The organism is Anaerolineales bacterium (assembly GCA_015075625.1).
In the GTDB taxonomy this organism is placed as follows: Bacteria; Chloroflexota; Anaerolineae; order Aggregatilineales; family UBA2796; genus UBA2796.
On sequence record JABTTZ010000003.1, the window covers coordinates 33832 to 55049 of the forward strand.

The 21218-nt window shown below is 56.5% G+C and carries 21 protein-coding genes; 8 read left to right on the forward strand and 13 right to left on the reverse strand.

From position 1 onward, the window contains the following. Positions 1-3: 3 nt before the first annotated feature. Both HS103_14320 and HS103_14325 read right to left on the reverse strand, forming a co-directional pair. Positions 4-1407, reverse strand: coding sequence for a cation diffusion facilitator family transporter (locus HS103_14320; protein MBE7513974.1), 1404 nt, complete (start codon positions 1405-1407; stop codon positions 4-6). Then, on the reverse strand, positions 1404-2036 hold the full coding sequence (locus tag HS103_14325) for a ribonuclease HII (protein MBE7513975.1): 633 nt from the start codon (positions 2034-2036) through the stop codon (positions 1404-1406). Before HS103_14325 ends, HS103_14320 begins: the two co-directional genes overlap by 4 nt. Positions 2037-2098: 62 nt before the next feature. Between HS103_14325 and HS103_14330 the strand changes: the two genes are divergently transcribed. Next, a complete protein-coding gene (locus HS103_14330; protein MBE7513976.1) occupies positions 2099-3196 on the forward strand; it encodes a glycosyltransferase in 1098 nt (365 codons plus the stop codon). Between the two features lie 23 nt (positions 3197-3219). Here HS103_14330 and HS103_14335 read toward each other — a convergent pair whose 3' ends face one another. Next, positions 3220-4473, reverse strand: a complete 1254-nt coding sequence (locus tag HS103_14335) for a glycosyltransferase family 4 protein (GenBank protein ID MBE7513977.1) — start codon at positions 4471-4473, stop codon at positions 3220-3222. A 165-nt stretch (positions 4474-4638) separates the two neighbouring features. Between HS103_14335 and HS103_14340 the strand changes: the two genes are divergently transcribed. From HS103_14340 to HS103_14355, 4 genes are read left to right on the forward strand one after another with little or no spacing between them, the layout of a single operon-like run. Beyond that, on the forward strand, positions 4639-5346 hold the full coding sequence (locus tag HS103_14340) for a class I SAM-dependent methyltransferase (protein ID MBE7513978.1): 708 nt from the start codon (positions 4639-4641) through the stop codon (positions 5344-5346). 1 nt (position 5347) lies between these two features. After that, a complete protein-coding gene (locus tag HS103_14345; protein ID MBE7513979.1) occupies positions 5348-6391 on the forward strand; it encodes a hypothetical protein in 1044 nt (347 codons plus the stop codon). Between the two features lie 2 nt (positions 6392-6393). Next, complete coding sequence (locus HS103_14350; GenBank protein MBE7513980.1) at positions 6394-7140, forward strand: hypothetical protein; 747 nt, start codon at positions 6394-6396, stop codon at positions 7138-7140. Between the two features lie 8 nt (positions 7141-7148). Next, the gene (locus HS103_14355; protein ID MBE7513981.1) at positions 7149-8093 is read left to right on the forward strand and encodes a hypothetical protein; all 945 of its coding nucleotides are present in this window, start codon (positions 7149-7151) and stop codon (positions 8091-8093) included. Between the two features lie 11 nt (positions 8094-8104). On the opposite strand, the gene HS103_14360 is transcribed toward HS103_14355, so the two are convergent. From HS103_14360 to HS103_14405, 10 genes are all read right to left on the reverse strand, one after another. Beyond that, entirely contained in the window at positions 8105-8482 is a 378-nt protein-coding gene (locus HS103_14360; GenBank protein ID MBE7513982.1) for a hypothetical protein, read from the reverse strand. Next, positions 8466-9512: a GNAT family N-acetyltransferase gene (locus tag HS103_14365; protein MBE7513983.1), complete on the reverse strand. Its 1047-nt coding sequence runs from the start codon at positions 9510-9512 to the stop codon at positions 8466-8468. Before HS103_14365 ends, HS103_14360 begins: the two co-directional genes overlap by 17 nt. 15 nt (positions 9513-9527) lie before the next feature. Continuing rightward, the gene (locus HS103_14370; GenBank protein ID MBE7513984.1) at positions 9528-10931 is read right to left on the reverse strand and encodes a hypothetical protein; all 1404 of its coding nucleotides are present in this window, start codon (positions 10929-10931) and stop codon (positions 9528-9530) included. Positions 10932-10981: 50 nt separating this feature from the next. Beyond that, positions 10982-11416, reverse strand: a complete 435-nt coding sequence (locus tag HS103_14375; protein ID MBE7513985.1) for a hypothetical protein — start codon at positions 11414-11416, stop codon at positions 10982-10984. A gap of 42 nt (positions 11417-11458) precedes the next feature. Beyond that, a complete protein-coding gene (locus HS103_14380; protein ID MBE7513986.1) occupies positions 11459-11833 on the reverse strand; it encodes a DUF2089 domain-containing protein in 375 nt (124 codons plus the stop codon). A gap of 745 nt (positions 11834-12578) precedes the next feature. Continuing rightward, positions 12579-13451, reverse strand: coding sequence for a bifunctional 5,10-methylenetetrahydrofolate dehydrogenase/5,10-methenyltetrahydrofolate cyclohydrolase (locus tag HS103_14385; protein MBE7513987.1), 873 nt, complete (start codon positions 13449-13451; stop codon positions 12579-12581). A gap of 209 nt (positions 13452-13660) precedes the next feature. Beyond that, positions 13661-14149: a redoxin domain-containing protein gene (locus HS103_14390; GenBank protein ID MBE7513988.1), complete on the reverse strand. Its 489-nt coding sequence runs from the start codon at positions 14147-14149 to the stop codon at positions 13661-13663. Between the two features lie 112 nt (positions 14150-14261). Then, the gene (gene queG / locus HS103_14395; protein MBE7513989.1) at positions 14262-15137 is read right to left on the reverse strand and encodes a tRNA epoxyqueuosine(34) reductase QueG; all 876 of its coding nucleotides are present in this window, start codon (positions 15135-15137) and stop codon (positions 14262-14264) included. A gap of 189 nt (positions 15138-15326) precedes the next feature. Next, positions 15327-16178, reverse strand: a complete 852-nt coding sequence (locus HS103_14400; protein ID MBE7513990.1) for a hypothetical protein — start codon at positions 16176-16178, stop codon at positions 15327-15329. Between the two features lie 109 nt (positions 16179-16287). Beyond that, positions 16288-16944: a prolipoprotein diacylglyceryl transferase gene (locus HS103_14405; GenBank protein ID MBE7513991.1), complete on the reverse strand. Its 657-nt coding sequence runs from the start codon at positions 16942-16944 to the stop codon at positions 16288-16290. A gap of 206 nt (positions 16945-17150) precedes the next feature. Here HS103_14405 and HS103_14410 point away from each other — a divergent pair, with 206 nt between their 5' ends. From HS103_14410 to HS103_14420, 3 genes are all read left to right on the forward strand, one after another. Next, positions 17151-19439, forward strand: coding sequence for a SpoIIE family protein phosphatase (locus HS103_14410; GenBank protein ID MBE7513992.1), 2289 nt, complete (start codon positions 17151-17153; stop codon positions 19437-19439). After that, complete coding sequence (locus HS103_14415; GenBank protein ID MBE7513993.1) at positions 19436-20587, forward strand: BMP family ABC transporter substrate-binding protein; 1152 nt, start codon at positions 19436-19438, stop codon at positions 20585-20587. The genes HS103_14410 and HS103_14415 overlap by 4 nt, the downstream gene beginning before the upstream one ends. 143 nt (positions 20588-20730) lie before the next feature. Then, a complete protein-coding gene (locus tag HS103_14420; protein ID MBE7513994.1) occupies positions 20731-21216 on the forward strand; it encodes an ATP-binding protein in 486 nt (161 codons plus the stop codon). Positions 21217-21218 lie beyond the last annotated feature (2 nt).

The window sequence follows — 21218 nt, forward strand, 5'->3', positions numbered from 1 at the left end:
CCCTCACCCCTGTTCATCCGGCTCAGTGTGGATCGTCACCCGCCGTAGTTCCGGCAGCGAAGCGCGGATGTGAGTCTCCATTTCCTCAGCGATCAAATGTGCCTCTTGGACACTCATCGTCCCCGGTAGTTGGCAGGATACACTGAGCGCATAGCCTGCCATAACCGCCCGCACTTGGGCATCGGCAAAGCGGGCTGTGGGGTAGCGCTCTTGGGCAATCTGAAGGGCGCGATCTCGCAGAATAAGCGCCATCTCGCTTTGCATAATCGATCCGGCGTTCATCTCGGCGGGTTCGATGTGCGTCACCACGCGGACGATAGCGGGCAGATCAGCGCAGACGCGCTCCTCAAGGGCGCTCACTTTCTCATGCGCCTGACGGAGGGTGAGGGTAGGGGGAACTTCGACATGCATTTCAAGGATGCGCCCTTCGGCGCTGAGGATTTCGGTCACTTCGTGAATCGATAATCCCATCGCATCCGCCGCCGCCCGCGCTGCTAAGGCATGATCTTTCCCTTCGGGGCGGTTCGGTGTGAACTGCACTTGCACCTCAATAACACCAGTATTTTCTGCCCGGAGACGGCGCTCAATTTCTTCGGCAAGGGCGTTCGCCCGATCCGCTGTCGTAGAGGGATCAACGCGCACTTCGACATCGGCTTGCACGGCGTCGCCGGGACCACGACTCCGCGCCCGTGTGACACTTGTCACCCCCGGCACAGAAAGCGCCACGCGCTCGATCAGGGCGGGGTCAAGGGCAATCCGATCTGTAAGAATACCGGTGGTTTGTTTGAGGATCACGAACGCTGCCCGCCCAATGAGGACGACAATCAACAAGGCGATCACAGTATCCATCCAAGCGAAGCCAAATGCTGTCATTGCCAAACCGATGATCACCGAGAAGGAAATATAGATATCGACACGGGTCTGCGATGCATCTGCCAAGAGGACGGGCGAACGGAGGCGTTTTCCCTGTCTTGTCTCGTATAGGACAACGGTTAGATTCACCAGAATGGTAATCACCATCACCGCCACATTCAGGATGGACACCTCCACCTTACCCCCATGCAAGAGGCGATCCAGCGCCGAGGTGAGGATTTCCCACGCCGCCACAAGCAGCAGTCCACCAATGGTCAGCGTGGCGAGAGTCTCAAAACGGCGGTGACCGTAGGGATGATCAGCATCGGGCGGACGACCCGCCACCCGCGAGGCGGCAATCCCCACAAGGTTGCTGGCAGCGTCCATCGTGGAATGAAAACCGTCGGCAACCATCGCCAGAGTTCCCGTCAGCACGCCAATGACGATCTTTGCGCCGGCAACCCCCGCATTAGCAATCAAGACCAACCAAAGGGTGCGCTGCACATGACGAAACCGTTCGGCGTCGGGGAGAGAGACGAGCGGCGGCGCACTCATGATAGTTTTAAACCGGGGAGAGGGGCGCTTAGCGTCTTGGCGATGAACTGTGTCCGGTGGTGTTCTGTCGCCCCATAACGGCGCAAGGCGGCAATATGGTCTTTTGTCCCATAGCCGTGATTGCGATCCCACCCATACAGGCTGTGCATCTGATGAAGATCGGTCATGATCCGATCCCGCGTCACCTTTGCCACAATGGACGCGGCGGCAACAGCCGGGATAGATTCATCGGCGCGGATGCGGTTGATGTGTTTTGCTTTCAATGGTGGCGGGAGTTCAAGGCGCAAATTTCCATCGACAAGGTAGTGATCGACGGGGTGAAGGCTTACCCCGACGCGCCCAATAAGACGCTCAAAAGCGGTTCGATTTGCCCACCCAATGCCATGTGCGTTGATCGCCTCCACACTGATTTCGATGACCTCCACACAAAGGGCAGCCTCATAAATCACGGTGTAGAGCGCCTCACGCTGTTTCTGGCTCAATTTTTTGGAATCGCGCAGGATTGCCTTGCGAAACTGTTCGGCAAAGTCATAGCCCACCGGAAAAATCACGGCAGCGGCAAGCAGTGGTCCAGCAAAGGGTCCCCGCCCCGCCTCGTCCAGCCCGCAAATGCGTTCACCTATCAGCATAAGGCACGTTCTCGGTATAATGCGCCCGATCACTATCCCGTCATTTTAACACAGCAACCCTTATGCCCCGACTCGTCCTTGTCCATGATTGGTTGAATCAAGTTGGCGGTGCGGAAGATGTGCTGACCGAATTGGTGAGCATGTACCCCAACGCCCCGGTCTATACAAGCCTGTATGATCGGCAGCGAATGCCCTCTGCATGGCGCGAATGGACGATCAAAACGCTGTGGATGGATCGTCTCCCCGGCATCTATGCCCATCATCAACGGTATTTGCCGCTCTACCCACTGGCGTTTGGCGGCTTACACCTGCACGATTATGAAGTGATCCTCAGCAATAAGAGTGGGTTTTGTCATGGGGTGCGCGGCGGCAAAAATACGGTTCATGTGTGCTACTGTCTTGCCCCCACACGCTATGTCTGGCAGTTTGATGCCTATGTCGAACGGGAGCAGTTGGGGAAGGCGACGCGGGCGCTTTTGCGCCCCATCATCCGCGCCCTACGCCGTTGGGATTACGCGGCGGCGCAGCGGGTGACGCACTTCCTCGCCATTTCGACTGAGATTCAAGAGCGCATCCAGCGCTACTATGGGCGCTCCTCTACGATCCTTTTTCCGCCGGTGGATACGGAACGGTTCGCCAGCGCGAACGCCGAGGGAACGGGCGATTATTTCCTCGTCGTCTCTCGTCTGATTCCCTACAAACGCATCGATCTCGCTGTGGAGGCGTGCAGCCGTTTGGGGGTGCGCTTGTTGGTTGCTGGACGGGGGCGCGATCAGGAACGGTTGGCGGCAATGGCGGGACCAACAGTGGAATTTTTGGGCTATGTGCCGGATGCCGACCTTCCCGCGCTCATGGCGGGCTGCAAGGCGTTCCTCTTTCCCGGTTTGGAAGATTTTGGGATCACCCCTGTGCAGGCAAACGCCGCCGGACGCCCAGTGATCGCCTATCGCGGCGGCGGGACGTTGGATACGGTGATCCCCGGAGAAACGGGGGCGTTTTTCACTGAAACTACGGTTGAATCGCTCATGGGGGCGATTCAGCACTTCATCCCCTCCGCCTATGATTCCGAAACGTGCCGCACCCACGCCCGCCGTTTTGATCGCACTGTTTTTCGGGAGCAGTTGACGGCGTTTATGCGGGAAAAGGCGAATCTCGTTTGATCTGCCACAGAACGGTATACCCCTTAGCGTGACGTTCGGGTGTTTGTCCCCACGACTCTTGCAAAGACGTTTTGTATGGCGTGTACCATATCCTTCAGCAGAAACTGCTCTGCCACCCGCTGCTGCCCCGCTGCGCCCATCTGCGCCCGAAGATCATCGTCTATCAGCAGGCGGATGAGCGCCCCTGCCAAATCATCTACGCGAAGCGGATTTACCGTGAAGCCCGTCTCGCCATCCCCCACGATTTCCGGCACACCGCCAAAACAGGAGCCGACAACGGGCGTCCCCGCTGCCATGCTCTCCAACGCCATCATCCCCGCACTCTCGAAACAAATGGAAGGCATTACCGTGACATCCGCCATGCCGTAGCCGGCGGCTAAATCCGCCCCGCCCAACCATCCGCCCCTTAACAGGTGCGCCTTCAGGGTCGGCGCAACAGCGGGCAGCGGCGCATTGGAGAGGACAAGCAAGGTGACATTCGGGACACGTGCCGCCACAATGTCTAGCGCGGCGAGAAGGGGAGCGACTCCTTTTTCACGGCTTAACCGCCCGCCAAAGAGGATCACACGCCGCCCCCCCAAGCCGAACTGCGCCCGCAGCCCCTCCACCCGTGCCGGGTCGGGGGTGAATGCTGCCGGATCAATCCCGCTGTAAACGACTTCAAAGGGAGGAAACCCATTGACTGCCAACGCGCTGCTCATCGCCTTGCTAACGGCAATTCGCGCTTGCACGTCGCGCTCTAAAATCCGCCGGACACGCCTTGTTCGTAAAGGGTTATAGCGTCCGCGCATTCGCCGCAGATTGTAGAGAGGCGGCAAACGGTACGCCTTTGGGGTTAGCGGGCGTTCGGCGCATACGTCGGGCGTCACAAAATGGGTGAGCTTGCCATAGGCAAAGGGCATCACATCATGGGCGGTAAAGACGACAGGGATACCCATCTCGGCGGCGAGGGTCAACGCTGCATAGGAAAGATGATTGTGGATCACATGGGCATTCAGCACATCGGGCTGAATCTCGTGGAGAAGCTTTCGCAATGGGCGAAGAATCAGGGGATTACGCACCATCCGCCATGCCTGCCAACGTGCGGGGTAAGCCGAATGGAGGTGATAGGTGGGAATTCCCTCTCGTTCAGCCCGAAAAGCCGCCCCTTGTGTCGCCGCGATTACATGAACCGATTCACCTGCATCGCGCAGCCCACCCGCCAGAGTCCACGCCACGCGCTCGCCGCCGCCGGCGTGTTCGGGGGGAATACGATCACTCAGAAGGACAATCTTCATGGCGAGTCCTCTTTGTTGGGCAGTCTTTAGCGTGTGATTGGACTGCCGCTGACGAATTAGGACAAGGCAAAGCCATTGCGCTAGAAAGCCGATTGCAGCATAATCACAGGTGTTTATTGAGATTCACTGAGATGCATTGAGAATCACCAGCGAAACGCATCGATCATGGCACTTTCTCTTGAAAAGCAAGACCATTACCGCGAATTGTACCGCGCCCGCACTCCCGGTTGGCGACCCGCCACCGAACGTTATGAAACGGTTATCCGCGATCATCTCCGTCCGGGGCTGCGCGTTTTGGATGTTGGCTGCGGGCGTGGGGGCGTCTTGGAGCAGCTTGGTGAGCTTGTCGATTATCCAGTGGGGGTTGACCCTGACCTTGCCAGCCTACGGGAACACCGTCTTGCGACATTGCCGCGTGCTGCCGCCCTTAGTGATGCCCTTCCCTTTGCTCCAGAAAGTTTTGATATGATTCTCGCCAGTTGGGTGCTTGAACATCTTGACGATCCCTTGCGCACCTTGAACACCATTCGCCGGACGCTTACCCCCGGCGGCTTGTTCATCTTCCTAACCCCCAATGCCCGCAGCCTTGTAGCGCTCTTGAATCGCCTGTTTCGCCCGTTCCAAACCATCCTCGTTCCACGTCTCTATGGGCGGGCAGAGGCAGACACCTTCCCCGTCCGGTATCGGGCAAACACTAAAAGCGCTCTCCAGCATTGGGCGGGGCGGGCGGGCTTGCAGTGTGAACGTCTTTTCTTCATTGCCGACCCATCCTACCTTGCCTTCACACCGTTTCTCTATCGGGTGAGCCACGCCCTCGCCCAGTTTACCCCACCTGTTCATATCGTCGGCGTGTTCCGGCGGGAGGCAGCCTGAGATGACGACGATTAATACCCCACCGTTGACGGCGCTGCCTCCCCCCATCGAATACACCTATCAAACAGGGCTGACACTCTCCAAATTGGAAGCCATTCGTGCCGACCTCAGCGAACGGCTGACAACGATCACCACCCCCTTTGAGATTGCCACCGAATCAGGACGATTAGCAGGTGTTCTTTACGCACTGGGCGAGGCGGCAGGGGCGCTGGCAGCCGTAGAAACAGCGCTGCGGGCGGCAGAGGCGGCAAAGGAGACGGCGCTTGGTGGTTACCTTGCTTGTGTGGGTGGCGCAGCCGCCTGTTTTCAAGGGCAGTATCAACGGGGGGCAAATTATTTTGAAGAAGCCGAACAAGCCTTCGCCGCCAGCGGAGATAGCATTGGGGAGGCATTTCGCCGCCAAGCCTATGCCCGTGAATATGCCTCCGATCTAAGGCAGTTTTCCAAGACAACTGAATATCTCACCGTTGCTGTACAGGTACTCCGAGGGCGCGTCCCCCAAACGGTGATTATCGAAAATCTGCTCACCCAAGCGGCGTGTATGGTGCATCAGAACGAACTGCGCCGCACACGGGAGATTATTCAACAAGCCGAGGCGCTCATGAACGAGCAAAAAGCACACTGGTTTCGCCCCGAACTTGCTGTCATCAAAGCCGATATTGCTGTTCTAGAGGGAAACACCGAGGATGCCTTGAAACACTGTTACACCGGGTTAGGGGGCATTGGCGATAGCGGCGATTTACGGATGCTCTCGCCGCTTTACCTGTTGTTAGGGATCATCCTTGAGCGCGAGAAGAACCGTGAGAGCGATGTGCAAGATGCGCTAGATAGGGCAATCGCTACGGGGCGTGTCCGGGCGCGGCGGCTGCACCTTGCCCTTGCCCTCCGTCAAATGGGGATGCACATGCGGCGGCTGACGGCACGCAATACCGTTCGGGCAAAAGGGAGCGGCTTTCTGTTTGAGGCAGAACGAATGCTAGGCGAAATTCAGCTAAGTGAGCAGTTCCCCACCGCCCCCGCCGCGCCGCTTCCTCAGATTCTTTGATCATGAACGAAGCGCAAGCCATCATTGAACGGGTGCGGCGTATCGCCCCTACCCTCCAGCGGTTAGAAGTTGCCACCGATAAAACCCATCGGTTGATCGGTGCAGGGCAGCTTTTGCTTGCCCGTCTGACGGATTCCTTCGATCCCTATCTGCGGACGCCATGGCTGCCTATTGGGCGTGGCTCAAACGGCACCCTGATTATTGAACGTCCTACCCATCACCTTTATGCGCCCGGGCAAATCGTCAGCCTGTTGGGTCCGGTTGGCAAAGCGCTGCCCATCGGGGATACCGTGCGGGCGCTGTTGTTGATTGCCTACGAAACAACACCCGCTGCCTTGCTTATGGCGGCAGCGCAGGTCATTGAACGTGGCGGGGCGGTGGCGCTGGCGCTCATCGGGCGGGCGGCAGCCTACCCCGTCGAGGCGCTACCGCCGGAGATCGAAATCATTCGTGCTGCTGATGATGTGCGCTGGACAGAGCGAGATCGGATGATCACCTGGGCAGAACAGATCATTGCCGTTGCCCCACCCGTTTACGATCTCCCCGCCTACACACGCCTTTTTGATCATGTGAAACGTATTCGGATTGAACCCGCAGCAGACTACCTTTATGGCGTTTTTCATCACGCCATGCCGTGTGGGGTGGGGGCGTGCCAAGCCTGTTTGGTCGGTTTGAAGGGCGGGCGCGAGGCGCTGGCATGTGTTGATGGTCCTGCCTTTGATCTGACCGATGTCCGGTTGGAGGGGTGAGAAAACCAATGACAATCAGCATTTCCTCAGGAAAACTAACCCTCGAACTGGCAAGCCCGCTCATTGGTGGGTCAGGGGCGTTCGGGTTTGGGGGAGAATATGCCCACTTGGTCGATCTCGATTTGCTTGGGGCGGTGGTTACCAACCCGATTTCGCTGAATGCCCGCCGTGCGGCGCATGGCACACGGATCATTCCTCTAGATAGTGGTATTCTCGTTCATACTGGACTGCCGAACCCAGGCATTTACAAAGCGCAACGCCAGTATGGGGCGCGGTGGAAAAGCAGCCCCGTTCCCGTGATCGTCCACCTGATTGGAACAACCCCGGACGAGATAGCCGAATGTGCCACGTTCTTAGACCGTCAGGAGGCAGTGGGGGGTATTGAGTTAGGCTTGCCCGACAGCGCTACCCCACAAGAAGTACGTCGCTTGGTAACGGCGGCGCGGACGAAAACACAAGTCCCCATTTTGGTTCAACTCCCACTTGGGGGAGGGATTCAGGTGGCGATTGCGGCGGCAGAGGGTGGCGCAAATGCCCTAGTCGCTGCTGCACCCCCACGCGGAACAGCCCGCGATCCACTCAGTGGGCGCTTTATTGGAGGGCGTCTGTATGGACCCACCGTGAAAGCGCAAACACTGCGGGCAACAGGGCAAATTGCTGCCCAAATGCAGATACCCATCATTGGGGCAGGGGGTATCCACAGCGCTGATGATGCCCGTGATTTTTTGGCAGCGGGGGCGGTGGCAGTCCAAATCGATTCCGTTGTGTGGGTGCGCCCAGCATTGGTGGGTATGATCGCCCGTGCGCTCGGTGGTTTGGAGGCAACCCGTCCCGCCGGAGCGCTCAACGACGAATGGTCAACCGATGAGAGCATAAGCACACCGTCGATGCGTGCCTCCATCTTGCCCTCTGCCCCCTTGCCGCCCGATAGCCAGAGCAAGCCCTCAGCGTGAGTGGAGTTCAATCATTCCACCCACACTTCAACCCGTTCAGCATCATCGTGGTCGTCATATTCAAAGATTTTGCCGGTTTGCCCGCTGCGGATCGCCTCTAGCGCCCGTGTAAAATCGACCTCGCTATCGGTGGGAATGAACCGCGCTCCTAGCTTGATCCCAACATTGACAAGACTCATCGGAACGCTCACATTCACTTTCGTTTTGTTCGTTGCTTTATTCGTGACGCGCACACGCAACCAACGTGGATCGCGCCCTCGATCTTTGTCTTCTGCTTTCTTCGCCCCAACGTTCAAGGCTTGGAGCAGGCGTGATCCTTCATCGGGGCTGATCTTCCCATCACGGATCATATCGAGGATTTTCATCCGTTCTTCAGCGGTGGTCATCATATCTTCCTTCCTGTACAGGCATCTCCCAGCGCATTTGCAGCCATGTTTGGCGGCGCTCAAAGCCAAGATCGTCCAAGAGCGCGGTGGTCACTACGTCATCCGCCGGATGTTCGATGTTAATTGGGGCGCGGTATCCCTCTAGGCGTCGGAGGGCATAGTTCACCAGCGGTGCTTCGTACTGTCCTTGATAGCTAGGATGGACAATCAAAGTCAATTTTGCCGCACCGCCAAAGGATGTTAGGCAAGACAAGGAGGCAGCCACACCGCGCCCCGTTGGTTCACGGATGATCCAGTGTTCCTCACCCTTTCCGGCAAGATAACGCCCCAAGACATTTCCCAACGACGGGCGAAACACCTCTGGGAGGGTTGGTTGTAACCAGCCCATCCCGCCGCGCTCGTTGGGACGGACACGCTCTGCAATGGCATACTCGGCTTGCCAATCCCCGCGCCCGCGAAGGGTAATATCGGGCATCTCCATCAATTTAAGAGGGGGACGAAAGCGATTTGGGCGCTGCCAGCGGATGAATGTCCGTTTGACAGAGAAACCAAGCCGTTCGTAAAGCCTTCGGGCAGCGCCGTTTTCGGCATCCACCTGAAGAATGGCGTAATGCCCTTTCAGTTTGCCGATAAGCTCAAGCGAGGCTTTCATAAGCGTTTCAGCAATTCCCTGCCGGCGATAATCAGGGTGTGTGGCAACATTCGCCACAATATGCCCCTTTCCCATGCTGCGGGGAAGGGCTGCTTTGGAAACAGAGACATTGCCGACCAACACACCACGATCTAGGTAGACAAAGCCTTGTTCCAACCCCCCCGCCATCCGATCTACGCCTGCCAAGAGCCACAGAAGGGGACCGGATTGACTGATCATCCTCATTTCGCGGACGGCAGCACGCCCTGCCTCGTCCATCGTCGCCCCAAAACACAGTTCGATCAACTCTGCCACCGCACCGAGATCGCGCCGCAAATTGACGTGGCGCATCCCGGTGAATTCGCTGCTTTCCCTTCCCTCACCAACGATAGACGCTGCCACAGGCAACACTCCTCCCTACAGCCGTCCCTCCAAGGCGGCAAGGAGGCGTTCGGCTTCTTCCACTGTGATCTGTTTGCTCTCCACCATGCGCAAGATAGCCAAGCGCTCTTGGTCAGAAACGGGCTCCACCGGGCGGCGCGGCGGCGCAGGAGGTGCAGGCGGTGCCGGTGCTGCGGGTGGTACACCAAAGCCAAAGGAGAATCCCCGGCGCTTTGGTTTTTCCTTTTCTCGCTCGGTTCGGCGCTCTGCCCGTTCGCGGATTCGCTCGCCATGCTCACGGAGTCGTTCGCCATGCTCGCGCATCCGATCTGCTTGACGAGACATTGTTTCCTGAACCCGCGCCATCTGCGCTTTGATCTGTTCCGAGATCATCTCCTCCAGATTGTCTGGGATCATCCCTTCAAAGTCAAAATCGAATTCGGGTCCGAAGGAACGCCCTTGCACCAATTGAAACTCCCCGCCGATCTCCTCAATCTGGAAGCCAACGCCGTTTGTCTCAGCGTTGCCAAGCGTGATGGTCATTTGCCCGTTGCTCATGATGACCTTTGCCCCTGGCACTCTCACGCTTTTCTCTGTTTCACTCGGAATGATGAACCGCGCCCGTGTTCCGCCCCGGATTTTTGCTAGAACATCGCTGCCCACCGAACCGACATGGTAGGGGGTCATTTCGTCCAGCGCCATGTCAATAACCAGTTCCGACCCAACCTCACCGATCTGGAGGGGTCCGTTGCTATCGATAATGACACAATCGGAGCCGACAGCGGTGATCTGGAGTGGTCCTTGAATCTCTCGAAAGGTGGCATCGGATCCCACATTTTGAACGTTGACCGGACCCATGATGCGTTTCACTTGGGCATCTGAGCCAATATCTGCCAGTATCAAGGGACCGGCAACATCGCGGATTTTCAAATCCGAGCCGACGGACTCGGTGATGGTGACGGGTCCTGAAATGTCCTGAATAACGGCATCGGAGCCGATACTGCCAATGACCACCGGACCGGCAATATCACGAATCACCGCATCTGAGCCAACAGACTGAATCGTTAGGGGTCCGGCGACATCCGTCACCCGCAGATCGCTGCCAATCTCTTGGATCACAAGCGGTCCGCCAATATTGGAGATAATCGCATCGCCATCAACCTCAAGAACACTTACCGGCGCAGTCATGCCCGTTAAGTGGAGTTCGCCTTCCACCGCCCGAATGGTAAGCTTGACGTGCGGCGGGAGCATGAGCATTACATCGCCTTCGCCGTGAAGGGTGACGGCGCGCTGCTCCTCGTCGCTCTCTATCTGAACATCCTCGCCCACTGCTTTGAGTGTTGACCCGCCATATCCTTGGATGGTCAAATCACCTTCTACGCGCTCAATGATCACTTCCCCATTGGGGTGCAAATCGTGTTCAAAACTATCCTCATGCATGGTGAGGGGTCTCCTCCCTTCCTATACAACCGCAGTTGCGATACCATTCACTATTCGACATAGATGCGGACACGATCTCCATCGTGGTCATCGTCTACTTCAACCAGTGTTACCGAGTCTCCCCCCTCAACCCGCCTCAAGACCTCATCCCAATCCGTGTGGGGGAAATCAGGAAAAAAACGGGCGCCAAAGCGTACCCCCGCCGTGACCATACCCAGTGGCACTTTAATTTTGACCACCTCGTGCGCGTTCTTTTCCACCCGAATACGCAGGTAACGTCTTTTATTGGGTTCGTGTCGTTTTGCTTTTTCGTCGCCACCTGAGGCATGGTGGCGCGGGGCATCTTCGGCGGGTGGGGGCTGGTTCGGGGGGAGTTCATCCATGCCGGTTGTGCTGCTCCCCTGTGCATTTTGGATCAAGCGCGTCGCCTCATCAACGTTGATTTCCCCATTCGCTAAGCGCCCTAAAATGTCTGCTCGGTTCATGATCCGACTTCCTCTCCAAAACGGTATTGGTTATCTGCCTTCTTAGCCACGTAAAAGGGCTAAGGCATCGTCATAGGTGATCTCGCCCTTCTGAAGTTGATCGAGAACGCGCTTGCGTTCTTCCTCGGCGGGGGGAGGGGGTTCTTCCTCACTGACATCATAGCCAAGCGCCCCAATGACTTCCCGCAGCAGTTTGCGAATGGTAGGATACGATTTCCCCAACCGTTCTTCCACCGCTTTGATCTTCCCTTCGCAGACGAGGAAGATTTCAACAAACTCCAATTGTTCAGGGCTAAGCTGTGCCAACCGTCCAGCATAGAAATGCCCTTCAATGGTTGTGTCACACGCCCGGCAATGAAGGCGGGTGATTGCCAACGTCTCCCCACAGACTGGACAAATGCCTAAGACCGGATGCATAAACGCCCTTTCTCTTTCTGCCACCTATCAATTATTTTAAGATTAAAATTGAAAATGTCAATAGATCAATCAATTTGATTTATAAAAAGCACATAAGTATTCCGTGCAATCAAAGAGAGAGTTGCAAACTTACCTTAGGTAGGTGAGTTTGTTCACCCCATATTCATCGAAAGGGGTGTGTGAAGGGGGTGAGGTTGTCAGAGCGCATGTGAAGCCTGCTCGCTGAGATCAAGGGTTCGTCTTTCCCTGTTTTCAGCTCCGTCCTTTAAGGCATGTCTTGGAACGAGATTCTGTTGAGGTTTTTGGTTCAGAATCCCTAACCCCCCTGCCCCCTTTCCCTGTGTACGGGGAAGGGGGCAGGGGGGTTCTTTAGAAATTTCTGTGGTGAGGTATTAGATCATGACCAATCTGGTCTCATTAGAGTCTCACCTCACGTTCACGCCCACCTAAACCACCGCGATTACCCTTAAGATTAGTTCACCAGTAGAGAACATATGAGATTGAGTCCTGTAACCACTGGTGAGCGGCTGTGCGTTAACCTCGGAGGTGCGCGTCACTGTGGTTAGTGCCAGCATTCAGACGAACCGTCCGGTGTGTGTCCCCCCCTTCACACATCAGGCGGTTCGTTTGTTTGGGGGAATTAGCGCGATTTTCCCCTAATATCCTATTGCCACACCCTCACTGGTTGGAGGGCAACCCGCCTTTTTATGATAGATGGACGCGCTGTAGCACGTCCCTACTCGATTCAGACTCGTTCTGCCGCCTTCAAGGTGTTCTCTAGCAATAAGGCAATCGTCATCGGTCCGACGCCCCCCGGCACGGGCGTGATCGCCCCCGCCACAGAAAGTGCTTCCTCATAATCGACATCGCCGGCAATACGCGATCCGCTTTTTCGGGTAGGATCGGGGACGCTGGTTGTCCCCACGTCAATGACTACCGCGCCGGGTTTGATCCAACTGCCCTTGACCATCCCCGGACGCCCCACCGCCGCCACCAAAATATCTGCCGTGCGTGTTACAGTGGGCAGATCGCGGGTGCGGCTGTGGCAGATAGTGACCGTACAATCACGCCCCGTCAGCAGCAGTGCAACGGGCATTCCGACGATGTTTGAGCGCCCTAAAACAACCGCATTCGCCCCGCTGAAGGGAACTCCCGTCACTTCCAAAAGGCGGATCACACCAGCGGGTGTGGCGGGAACAAAGAGCGGCTCACGTCCTTTTTGCGCCAAACGTCCGATGTTCATCGGATGAAAACCATCCACATCTTTTGCCAGCCCTACAGCGGCAAGAACAGCTTCCTCATCAATATGATTAGGGAGTGGTAGTTGGACGAGTATCCCGTGAATGTCGGCGCGTTCGTTCAAGCCGCGCACGGCATCTTCCACTTGGGCTTGGCTGGCATCTTTCGGTAGGTCAATGCCAATGGAATCGATTCCCACCTCGGCACACGCTCGCCGCTTCATACTGACATAGGTGTGCGAGGCAGGGTTATCCCCAACGAGGACGGCGGCAAGACCGGGGCGAATCCCGCGTGCGGCATAGAGCGCATCCGTGCGCGTTTTAATCTGCTCCCGAAGGCGGGCGGCAATGGCTTTTCCGTCAATGATTGTGGCAGGCATGATGCACTATCTATCGTTTATTGCATGCAGTACCCTCACTGGTTGGACTGCAACCAGCCTTCTTCCAAGAAGGACGGGCGTCGTTTGTTTTCCCTTGATCACCACCGCCTGCCCATCGCCAAGTATATCGTGCTAAGCGGGGCTGTCAACCACTGAGGGGGCAATCTCGTTGAGAAAATGCTGTAGGTCGCAAGAAATCAGATTGTACCCTACGTCACCGCAGAGAGTTCGCGCTTCATGTCTTCCAACGCCTCACCCGATTCCCAACGGGGGGCAACCCGCGTAATAATCGCCTTTTGGATGATCCCCGCTTCGTCAACAAGGAACAACCCGCTTTTTTGGACGAGGGAGAGAATCGCCTTATTCAGTGAGAAGGCATCATAGGCATCACCGCTGCTATCGTGAAGAACAATAATCTCCGGGGCGATACTTAGGGAGCGGACAAGGCGCTCCGCCTCCTGACGTGAGCCAGGTCCGATCACGATCAATTGGACACCCAACCCCTGAAAGGCAGCTACGGCTTCGCCCATCTTCCGCACAAACAAGCGGCAGGAAGGGCAGTTGAACGACCGCATAAAAAAGATGAGCAGTTTTTTCTGCCCTTTGAAGGTTGCTAGGGGCAGTTGTTCCCCTGTAATGGTAGAAAGCGTGATTTCTGGAGCGTCAATATTTGGTTGGATCAGATCGCTGATGGTCATAGGACTGCTCTCATTGGTTCGTCTTTTGTTGCCGTCTCTCCCTACGTTTACGCTAACGAGCGCAGCGATGGATGTATGCTCATGGTTTGGTGCAGAACAGCAGATGAAGCGCCTATCTCACAGACGCTCTCTTTTGGGCAATGCTTTCCAATGCCCATTGCGCATGTGGGGGCAAAAGAGGGTTGGGATCGTGGAGCAAGCCTCGTAGGAGAGGGACGGCAGATTCATCGCCCCAGTTGCCCGCCGCCACGCACGCATTACGAAGAAACCGATCCCGCCCGAGGCGGGCAATAGGGGTTTTCCCATACTGCCTGTCAAAGGCACGCGCATCTAACGCCAAAACATCCAGCAAAAGCGGGGCAACGCGCTCTACCGAGGGCGGTTGAAAAAAAGGCTCGTTCGTAGGCTGGGCAAAACGGTTGAAGGGACACACGTCCTGACAGACATCGCAGCCCATGATCCAGTTTCCCATCTGCGGGCGTAAGGCGGGGTCGATCTCGCCCTTATGCTCAATGGTGAGGTAGCTGATGCAGCGGCGGGCATCAAGAACATACGGTTTGGGGAAAGCATCCGTTGGGCAGGCAGTGTGGCAGCGGTTGCATGTGCCGCACAGCGTTTCACGATGGGGCGCATCATAGCGATCCATTGGGGCATCGGTCAGGATCATACCGAGAAAGAAGTAGCTCCCCCGCCGAGGGTGAATCAGCATTGTGTTTTTGCCAATAAAGCCAAGACCCGCCTGCTGAGCGTGACTTCGTTCGAGGATTGCCCCTGTATCGACATAGATTTTGTAATGGTGGGGGGCAATTTGATCGGCTACCCATGCGGCAAGGGACTCAAGGCGAGGGGTGAGTACATCGTGGTAATCAACACCCCACGCATAAGCAGCGATCCGCCCTCGCGAAGGATCAAGCAGAATCGCCTTAGGGATATTGAGAGCGTGATAATCGAACCCGACGACGATGAGCGAGCGAACTTCGGGCAGAATGACGGTTAAATCACGGCGTCGGGCAAGACGATCCGGGCGGCTGAGGTAGCCCTAGGTCCCCTAAAACCCCGCCTCGAACCTGCGATGTTCGGATTTAAGGTGGGGGGTGGGTTGGGCGGGGGTGATACCCACCAGATTAAAGCCTAAGGCGCGGGCATGAGCAGTGATCGCGGCGCTGTCCATGCGGCGTCAGGGGCGGGGGGTATTCGTCGGCGGGAAGGCTAAGCCGCCTACTGAGGTAGGCGCTTGGGGTGGCTGTGTGCTGCGTGCCGCGCCTGTTGGGGTGAGCGTTGGTCCGCCGCCAAGCGCCACCGCCGCCCGCCACTGTGCCTCATTGTCTGGGTAGTAATAGTGCGGTCCATCCCAATAGGTGGGGAAGATGAACCCATATTTGAACAGATAGCCTCGCAGCGGCTCAATGGAGATCATTTGCCGGCGCGTGCCGGGGACATGATCGCGGCGGGTGAGGTAGAGATCAACGGCGCGTCCACTGGCGTGCTGACTCCAGCGATCATCGCCGCGATAGGCGGAGGCAAAAAAGACAACCAAACCCTGATCGGTGAGGTAGGTTTGCACCTCTGGATCATCTAGGAAGGCGGTGAGGGGGGCGATGAGGTCGGGGTGAATCCCTTCCCATTTGCCATAATAGGCATCCATCACGGCGAAATCGCCTGGCGGACGCCACAGGGTGTCCAACGTTGGCACGAACCCCCGCGCATAGTAGGTATAACCAACGTGATTGCGATCAATGCAGACATACTGCATCACCGGACAATCCAACGTCCAGCCCGCCCGCGTTCCGCTTTGGAACGCCCCCCCCTTATCTTTGGGAAGGGAATACGGGCATTGGCAGACAAGTCCCTCCCCGCCACATTCGGCGCTATGCCTGCACCACTGCCCCAATGTGGGGGTGGCAAAGGGCGTTTTGCCGTCTTGGGCAGTGGCACGTACTGGCGCAAGGATCATCATAAGCGCGGCAAGAACGAGCAGTGCGCCGCTGCTGGCAATCAGAATAGGCGAAAAGGGCAATCGATGGGGCATAGAGATACAATCCAACCTCGTAGCAATATTATGTACAATGCCATGTTCTCAGGGGGTTGTCAACACGAGTTTGGTGCTGTTTTTGAATTTGCGTAGGGTTTGGTTGATCCTACTGTTGTGGGATTCGCGTCGGGGTTGTGGCGCGTCTCAGCGCACAGAGCGAGGCGGACAATGCCAGCCCTAAACTAAGCGCGGCATCGGCACGGACGCCCCACCACAGGGGAACAACGTCCCCTCGGAACATCTCTAGTCCGGTTAAACCGAAGGCGATGAGGGCAAGGGGTATCCACACCCGCAGCCCCCGCCCCACCTTTAGCAGCCGTAACCCGCCGTAGAGCGCCCCCCCGCTTAGGGTCAGGGCAATGCCCATCGCCGGAATATTCAAACGGGGGGCGATGATCCCGAACACATCGGGGGTTTCTGCGGTGAAGAACGATGGCAGATCAGCAAGGGAGCGCACCTCCATACCGTAGGCACAAAAGCCGGAAAGACACCCCGCCCAACCGATCAGAATGATGAGCAAAAAGACGGGCATCAGGGGTTCAAGCAAGGCAGATAAATCGATGCGCCGCCGCCCCGCCCAAAACGCCCCAACGAAAAATGCCGCCACCAGCGCCATATGCCAATCGATTCCATCGAGAGCAAGGCGTTCCCCTGGGTGTGACTCAAAATAATTCCAATTGAGCAGCACATGCCCGACACGCCCCCCGACCACCCCGCCGATGATCATCCAAGCCAACGCATCAAGGCGCGTAAAGGGAGGCATTGCTATACCTAAATCTCCAATCCTATCGCCGCAACCGGCATGTTAACCAATGATTCTATCGAAAAAAACAGTGATTCTAAACGAGAATGAAACTGTTTATGATCCTGTCTCGCACAGATCGGCGTGTTATAATCCCGCCCAATTCTGTCCCAAAGAGACTCAAAAAAACAAGCCGCTCACCAAGCGAAGGGGGGCAAATTTCGCCCATGACCGTGAAACCCGCCACCACCGGAGGGCGCCCCAGCCCATACAAAACTGCTATCCTCACGGATCGGCGGACAGCGCTGCGTCTGTTTGTCGTCATCGGAGCGATTGTGATCCTGATGGGCTTGATCGGGGTGATCACCATCGCTCCGGCACAAACGATCACCCAGACCATCCAAAGTCAATATTCCGAACAGCAGCGCCTTTTGGCAGGCTCACTCGCCCGGAGTTTGGAAAATTACTTCAACGGCTTGGCGAACGAACTGATCAACCTTTCGACGCGCCCGGCAGTGCAATCCATGACAGGGTTGCGAGCAGAGGCGCAGCGTATTGTGAACGAGGTGGGCGAGCGCAACAAAGGGGCGCTCAAAGCAATCGTCCGCATGGACTCCAATGGTGTTCCGCGTTACGCCTACCCCGAAGCGTACAGCCTTTTGGTGGAAGCAGATCGCCCCCTGCCCTGGACAATCACCCCCGCCGACGCCGAAAAATTCATTGAGGGGCGGGGCGTGCAGTTCGCCCGCCGTTCGATTGGCATTGACGGGGCAACCTATCTATTGGTCATGCCCATTGTGGCGGGCTTGAATCGCACCGAACTGATCGCTTTTGAGCTTGATCTTGATACTTACCTGAACACGAACATTGGATCGGCAGACATTGGGACATCGGGGCAGATTTGGATTTTTGACCGCTTTGGGGCGCTCATCTACGACTTCCGCGATCTGCCCGCCTTCACGGGTGGGACAGCGCAGTTCCTCAGCGTGACGGATGCCACGTTGATCCGCGAATTTCCGACGGAAGATCGGCTCTCCATCATTGTTCCCGTGTATACCGCCTTCACTGAAGATCGCAGCGGTGTTGCCTCGCTTGTCCTCATCCTCAGCCGGACGTTGACCGAAGCTAACCTTGTCGTTCAAGACTCGTTGAACTCGTTGTTCTTGTTCAGCCTCGGCGTGATTACCTTTGTCGTTTTGTTCGGCGTCCTTGTGGGGATATACCTCCTGCGTGAATCTGCCCGCCGCCGCCGAGAGGAAGCCCGCCGTTCGACGGCAAACACATTGCTTGACCTCTCCCGTTCGATGAATTCGAGTCTTGAATTGAACACCGTTTTGGGTCATATTTTGGAAAACCTTGAAACGGTTTTACCCCACGACAACGCCTCCATTCTGCTTTTGAATGAAAACAAAGAGAGCGTCCAGATCGTCGCTGAAACGGGTGTCGATATGATCGATAACCAGCGCCAAAACCTCACGCTGAAGGAAATTGGGGCGGGGAAACTCGTCCTCGATTCCTCGCAGCCAGTGATTATCAACGATACGCTCCATGATTCCCGCTGGACACCGCTGCCAGGCAGCCCAATCAAGGCATGGCTCGGCGTGCCGTTAAAAGTCCGCGATGAGATGGTGGGTGTCCTGAACATCAACAGCCAAGAGATAGATCGGTTCACCCGTGATGATCAGGGCGTTGCCCAAGCCTTTGCCGACCAAGCCGGGGTTGCCATTCAGAACGCCCGCGCTCATGAACTTCAATTGCGGGCATACCAGCAAGAATTAGAAACCGCCCGCGCCATTCAAAATAGCTTGTTGCCACAAGATCGCCCCCCGATTGACGATATCCAATGGGCGGTGCGTTCGATTCCGGCGCGGCAGGTGAGCGGTGACTACTACCAGTATTTCATCCTCCCCGATGGGCGCTTCTCATTGGCGGTGGGCGATGTCAGTGGGAAAGGCATTCCGGCGGCGCTGCTCATGGCGGTCATTATGACAACGCTGCGCGATGAAATTTTGCGAAATTCCTCCCCTGCCGACCTGATGAGCGAGTTAAACACCCGCCTTCTGCCCCGTTTTAAGCAAAACAGGATGAACAGTGCCCTGATCCTGTCCATCTATGATCCCTACACCCAACTCATTGAGATCGCCAGCGGCGGGATGCTCTCCCCCTATGTGCGGAGTGCGGGCAGTTGGGCAGAGATCGAAGTGAGCGGCTACCCCTTAGGGGCAGCATCGACGGCATCGTATAGTCCAAAGGTGGTCAAACTTTCCCCCGGCGCGATGATTATCTACCTGACCGACGGCGTGATCGAAGCGCAAAACCGCCAGCGCCAAATCTTTGGCTACGATAAATTCGAGCGGTTGTTGAACGATTTGCCCCTTTCAGCAACGGCGGATGATGTGGCGGACGCCATACTCAAAGCAGTGCGCGAACACCTTGACGGGCTGGACGCGCAAGACGACATAACAATTGTGATTATGAAGGCACTCGAAATTCAAGGGGAGAAAGTCTTGCCATGACACGCCATACACACTCTAAACCGATTCGGACGCTGGCTGTTATTTTGGTAACAGTCTGCGCCGTTATGTTGAGCGCTTGCCAGCCCTCCGCCCAACCAACGGCACAGCCGACAGTCACCCCCCGCAGTGATTACAAACTTGGCTTGGTAACAAACGAAGGGGGGACGATCAATGATGGGACGTTCAACGAACTCGCGCATAAGGGTGCCGCACTGGTCAGCCGCGATTTCGGGATTGATTTTGCTTACCGCCAAAGCCAAGAGGCGAAAGATTATGCCACCTTCATTGAGGCAATGATTGCCGAAGGGCGTAATATCATCATCACCGTTGGCTACCAAATGACAGAGGCGACTCTTGCTGCTGCCGAGGCAAACCCGAAGGTCTTTTTCATTGGGGTTGATTACACCACCGACAAAGACCTAAAAAACTTCATTGGGCTGCAATTTCGCGAAGATCAGGGTGGCTTTCTTGCCGGCGCGCTGGCGGGCATGATGACAACATCGAACGTGGTAGGCGTTGTTGGCGGGATTCAGATTCCGCCGGTAGAACGCTTTGTAAACGGCTTTACGAATGGCGCGAAATACGTCAACCCAGCGGTAAAAGTGCTTTCCGTCTACACGACCAGTTTTGCTGACGTGAAACAAGGGCAAGATGAGGCGGATAAGATGACGAAAGAGGGCGCGGACGTTCTCTTTGGGGCGGGCGGGCTGACGGGTTCGACGGCGATTGTGCGGGCAGCGGCAAGCGGCGCCTATGTGATCGGCGTTGATCAGGATGAATATCGCACCACCTTTGGCGGCGGGAAACTCTCTAACGCCGATAAAATCCTGACCAGTGCCTCAAAGGGTGTTGATACGGGCGTTTACGCAGCGGTGGAGAGCATCCTCAAAGGGACGATGACGCCCGGGACGGTACTGCTTTCGGCGGCAAACTGCGGGATCACCTACGCGCCCTTCCATAACACCGAGGCAGCCGTTCCCGCAGAGGTAAAAACCCGTTTGGAGAACATTTGGCGGGCATTAGCCGGAGGGACATTGGAAACAGGGGCGAATGACGCCGCGGCAAAAGCGCCGGAACCGTTGGCGGCGGGTGCTCAACCAGAGGTGAAAGCCGACGCCCCTGCTATGTCAAGCTGTGTGAAGAACTGATAGGCGTCTTTTCCCTGACCAATGCATGTTGGGAAAACCCCTTATAAGATGGGGGATTGATATTAGAACACGTCTGCAATGTTCAGAAAATGTGTCTGATGATATAGTGTGCATAGGAATGCCACAGAGGAGTGGGCGGCGTTATGGGACAATCGATCTATGAACCCGTGAATGGCAAAGTGGAGATTTTCCTGCCAAGTACGCTTGGCTATGAAAAAGTGGCGCGAAACGCCGCCGCCGCTGTTGCCGAGGAAATGGGCTTTAGTGAAGACCGCATCGAAGACCTTAAAACGGCTGTCGCTGAGGTGTGCATGAATGCCATTGAACATGGCAATAAAGAGGACAAAACAACCTCTGTCACCGTCCTTTTGGAGGCGGGTCCAAACCAACTTGAGGTTAGCGTCAAAGATGAAGGGCTAACACCCATGCCCGCCGAGTTCCCCAAACCCGGGCGTCCAGGTGAAGACAATCGCGGGTGGGGGATGTTCTTCATTCAGCAATTGATGGATAAGGTTGAAGTGTCGCGCTTGCCGGTAGGCGGCAATCAAGTACGAATGGTCATTTACCTTGAGCCTGAGGGTGGCGAGGGCGGTGAAGGCGACGGCAAAAGCGACACAAAGAAGGAGTAGCG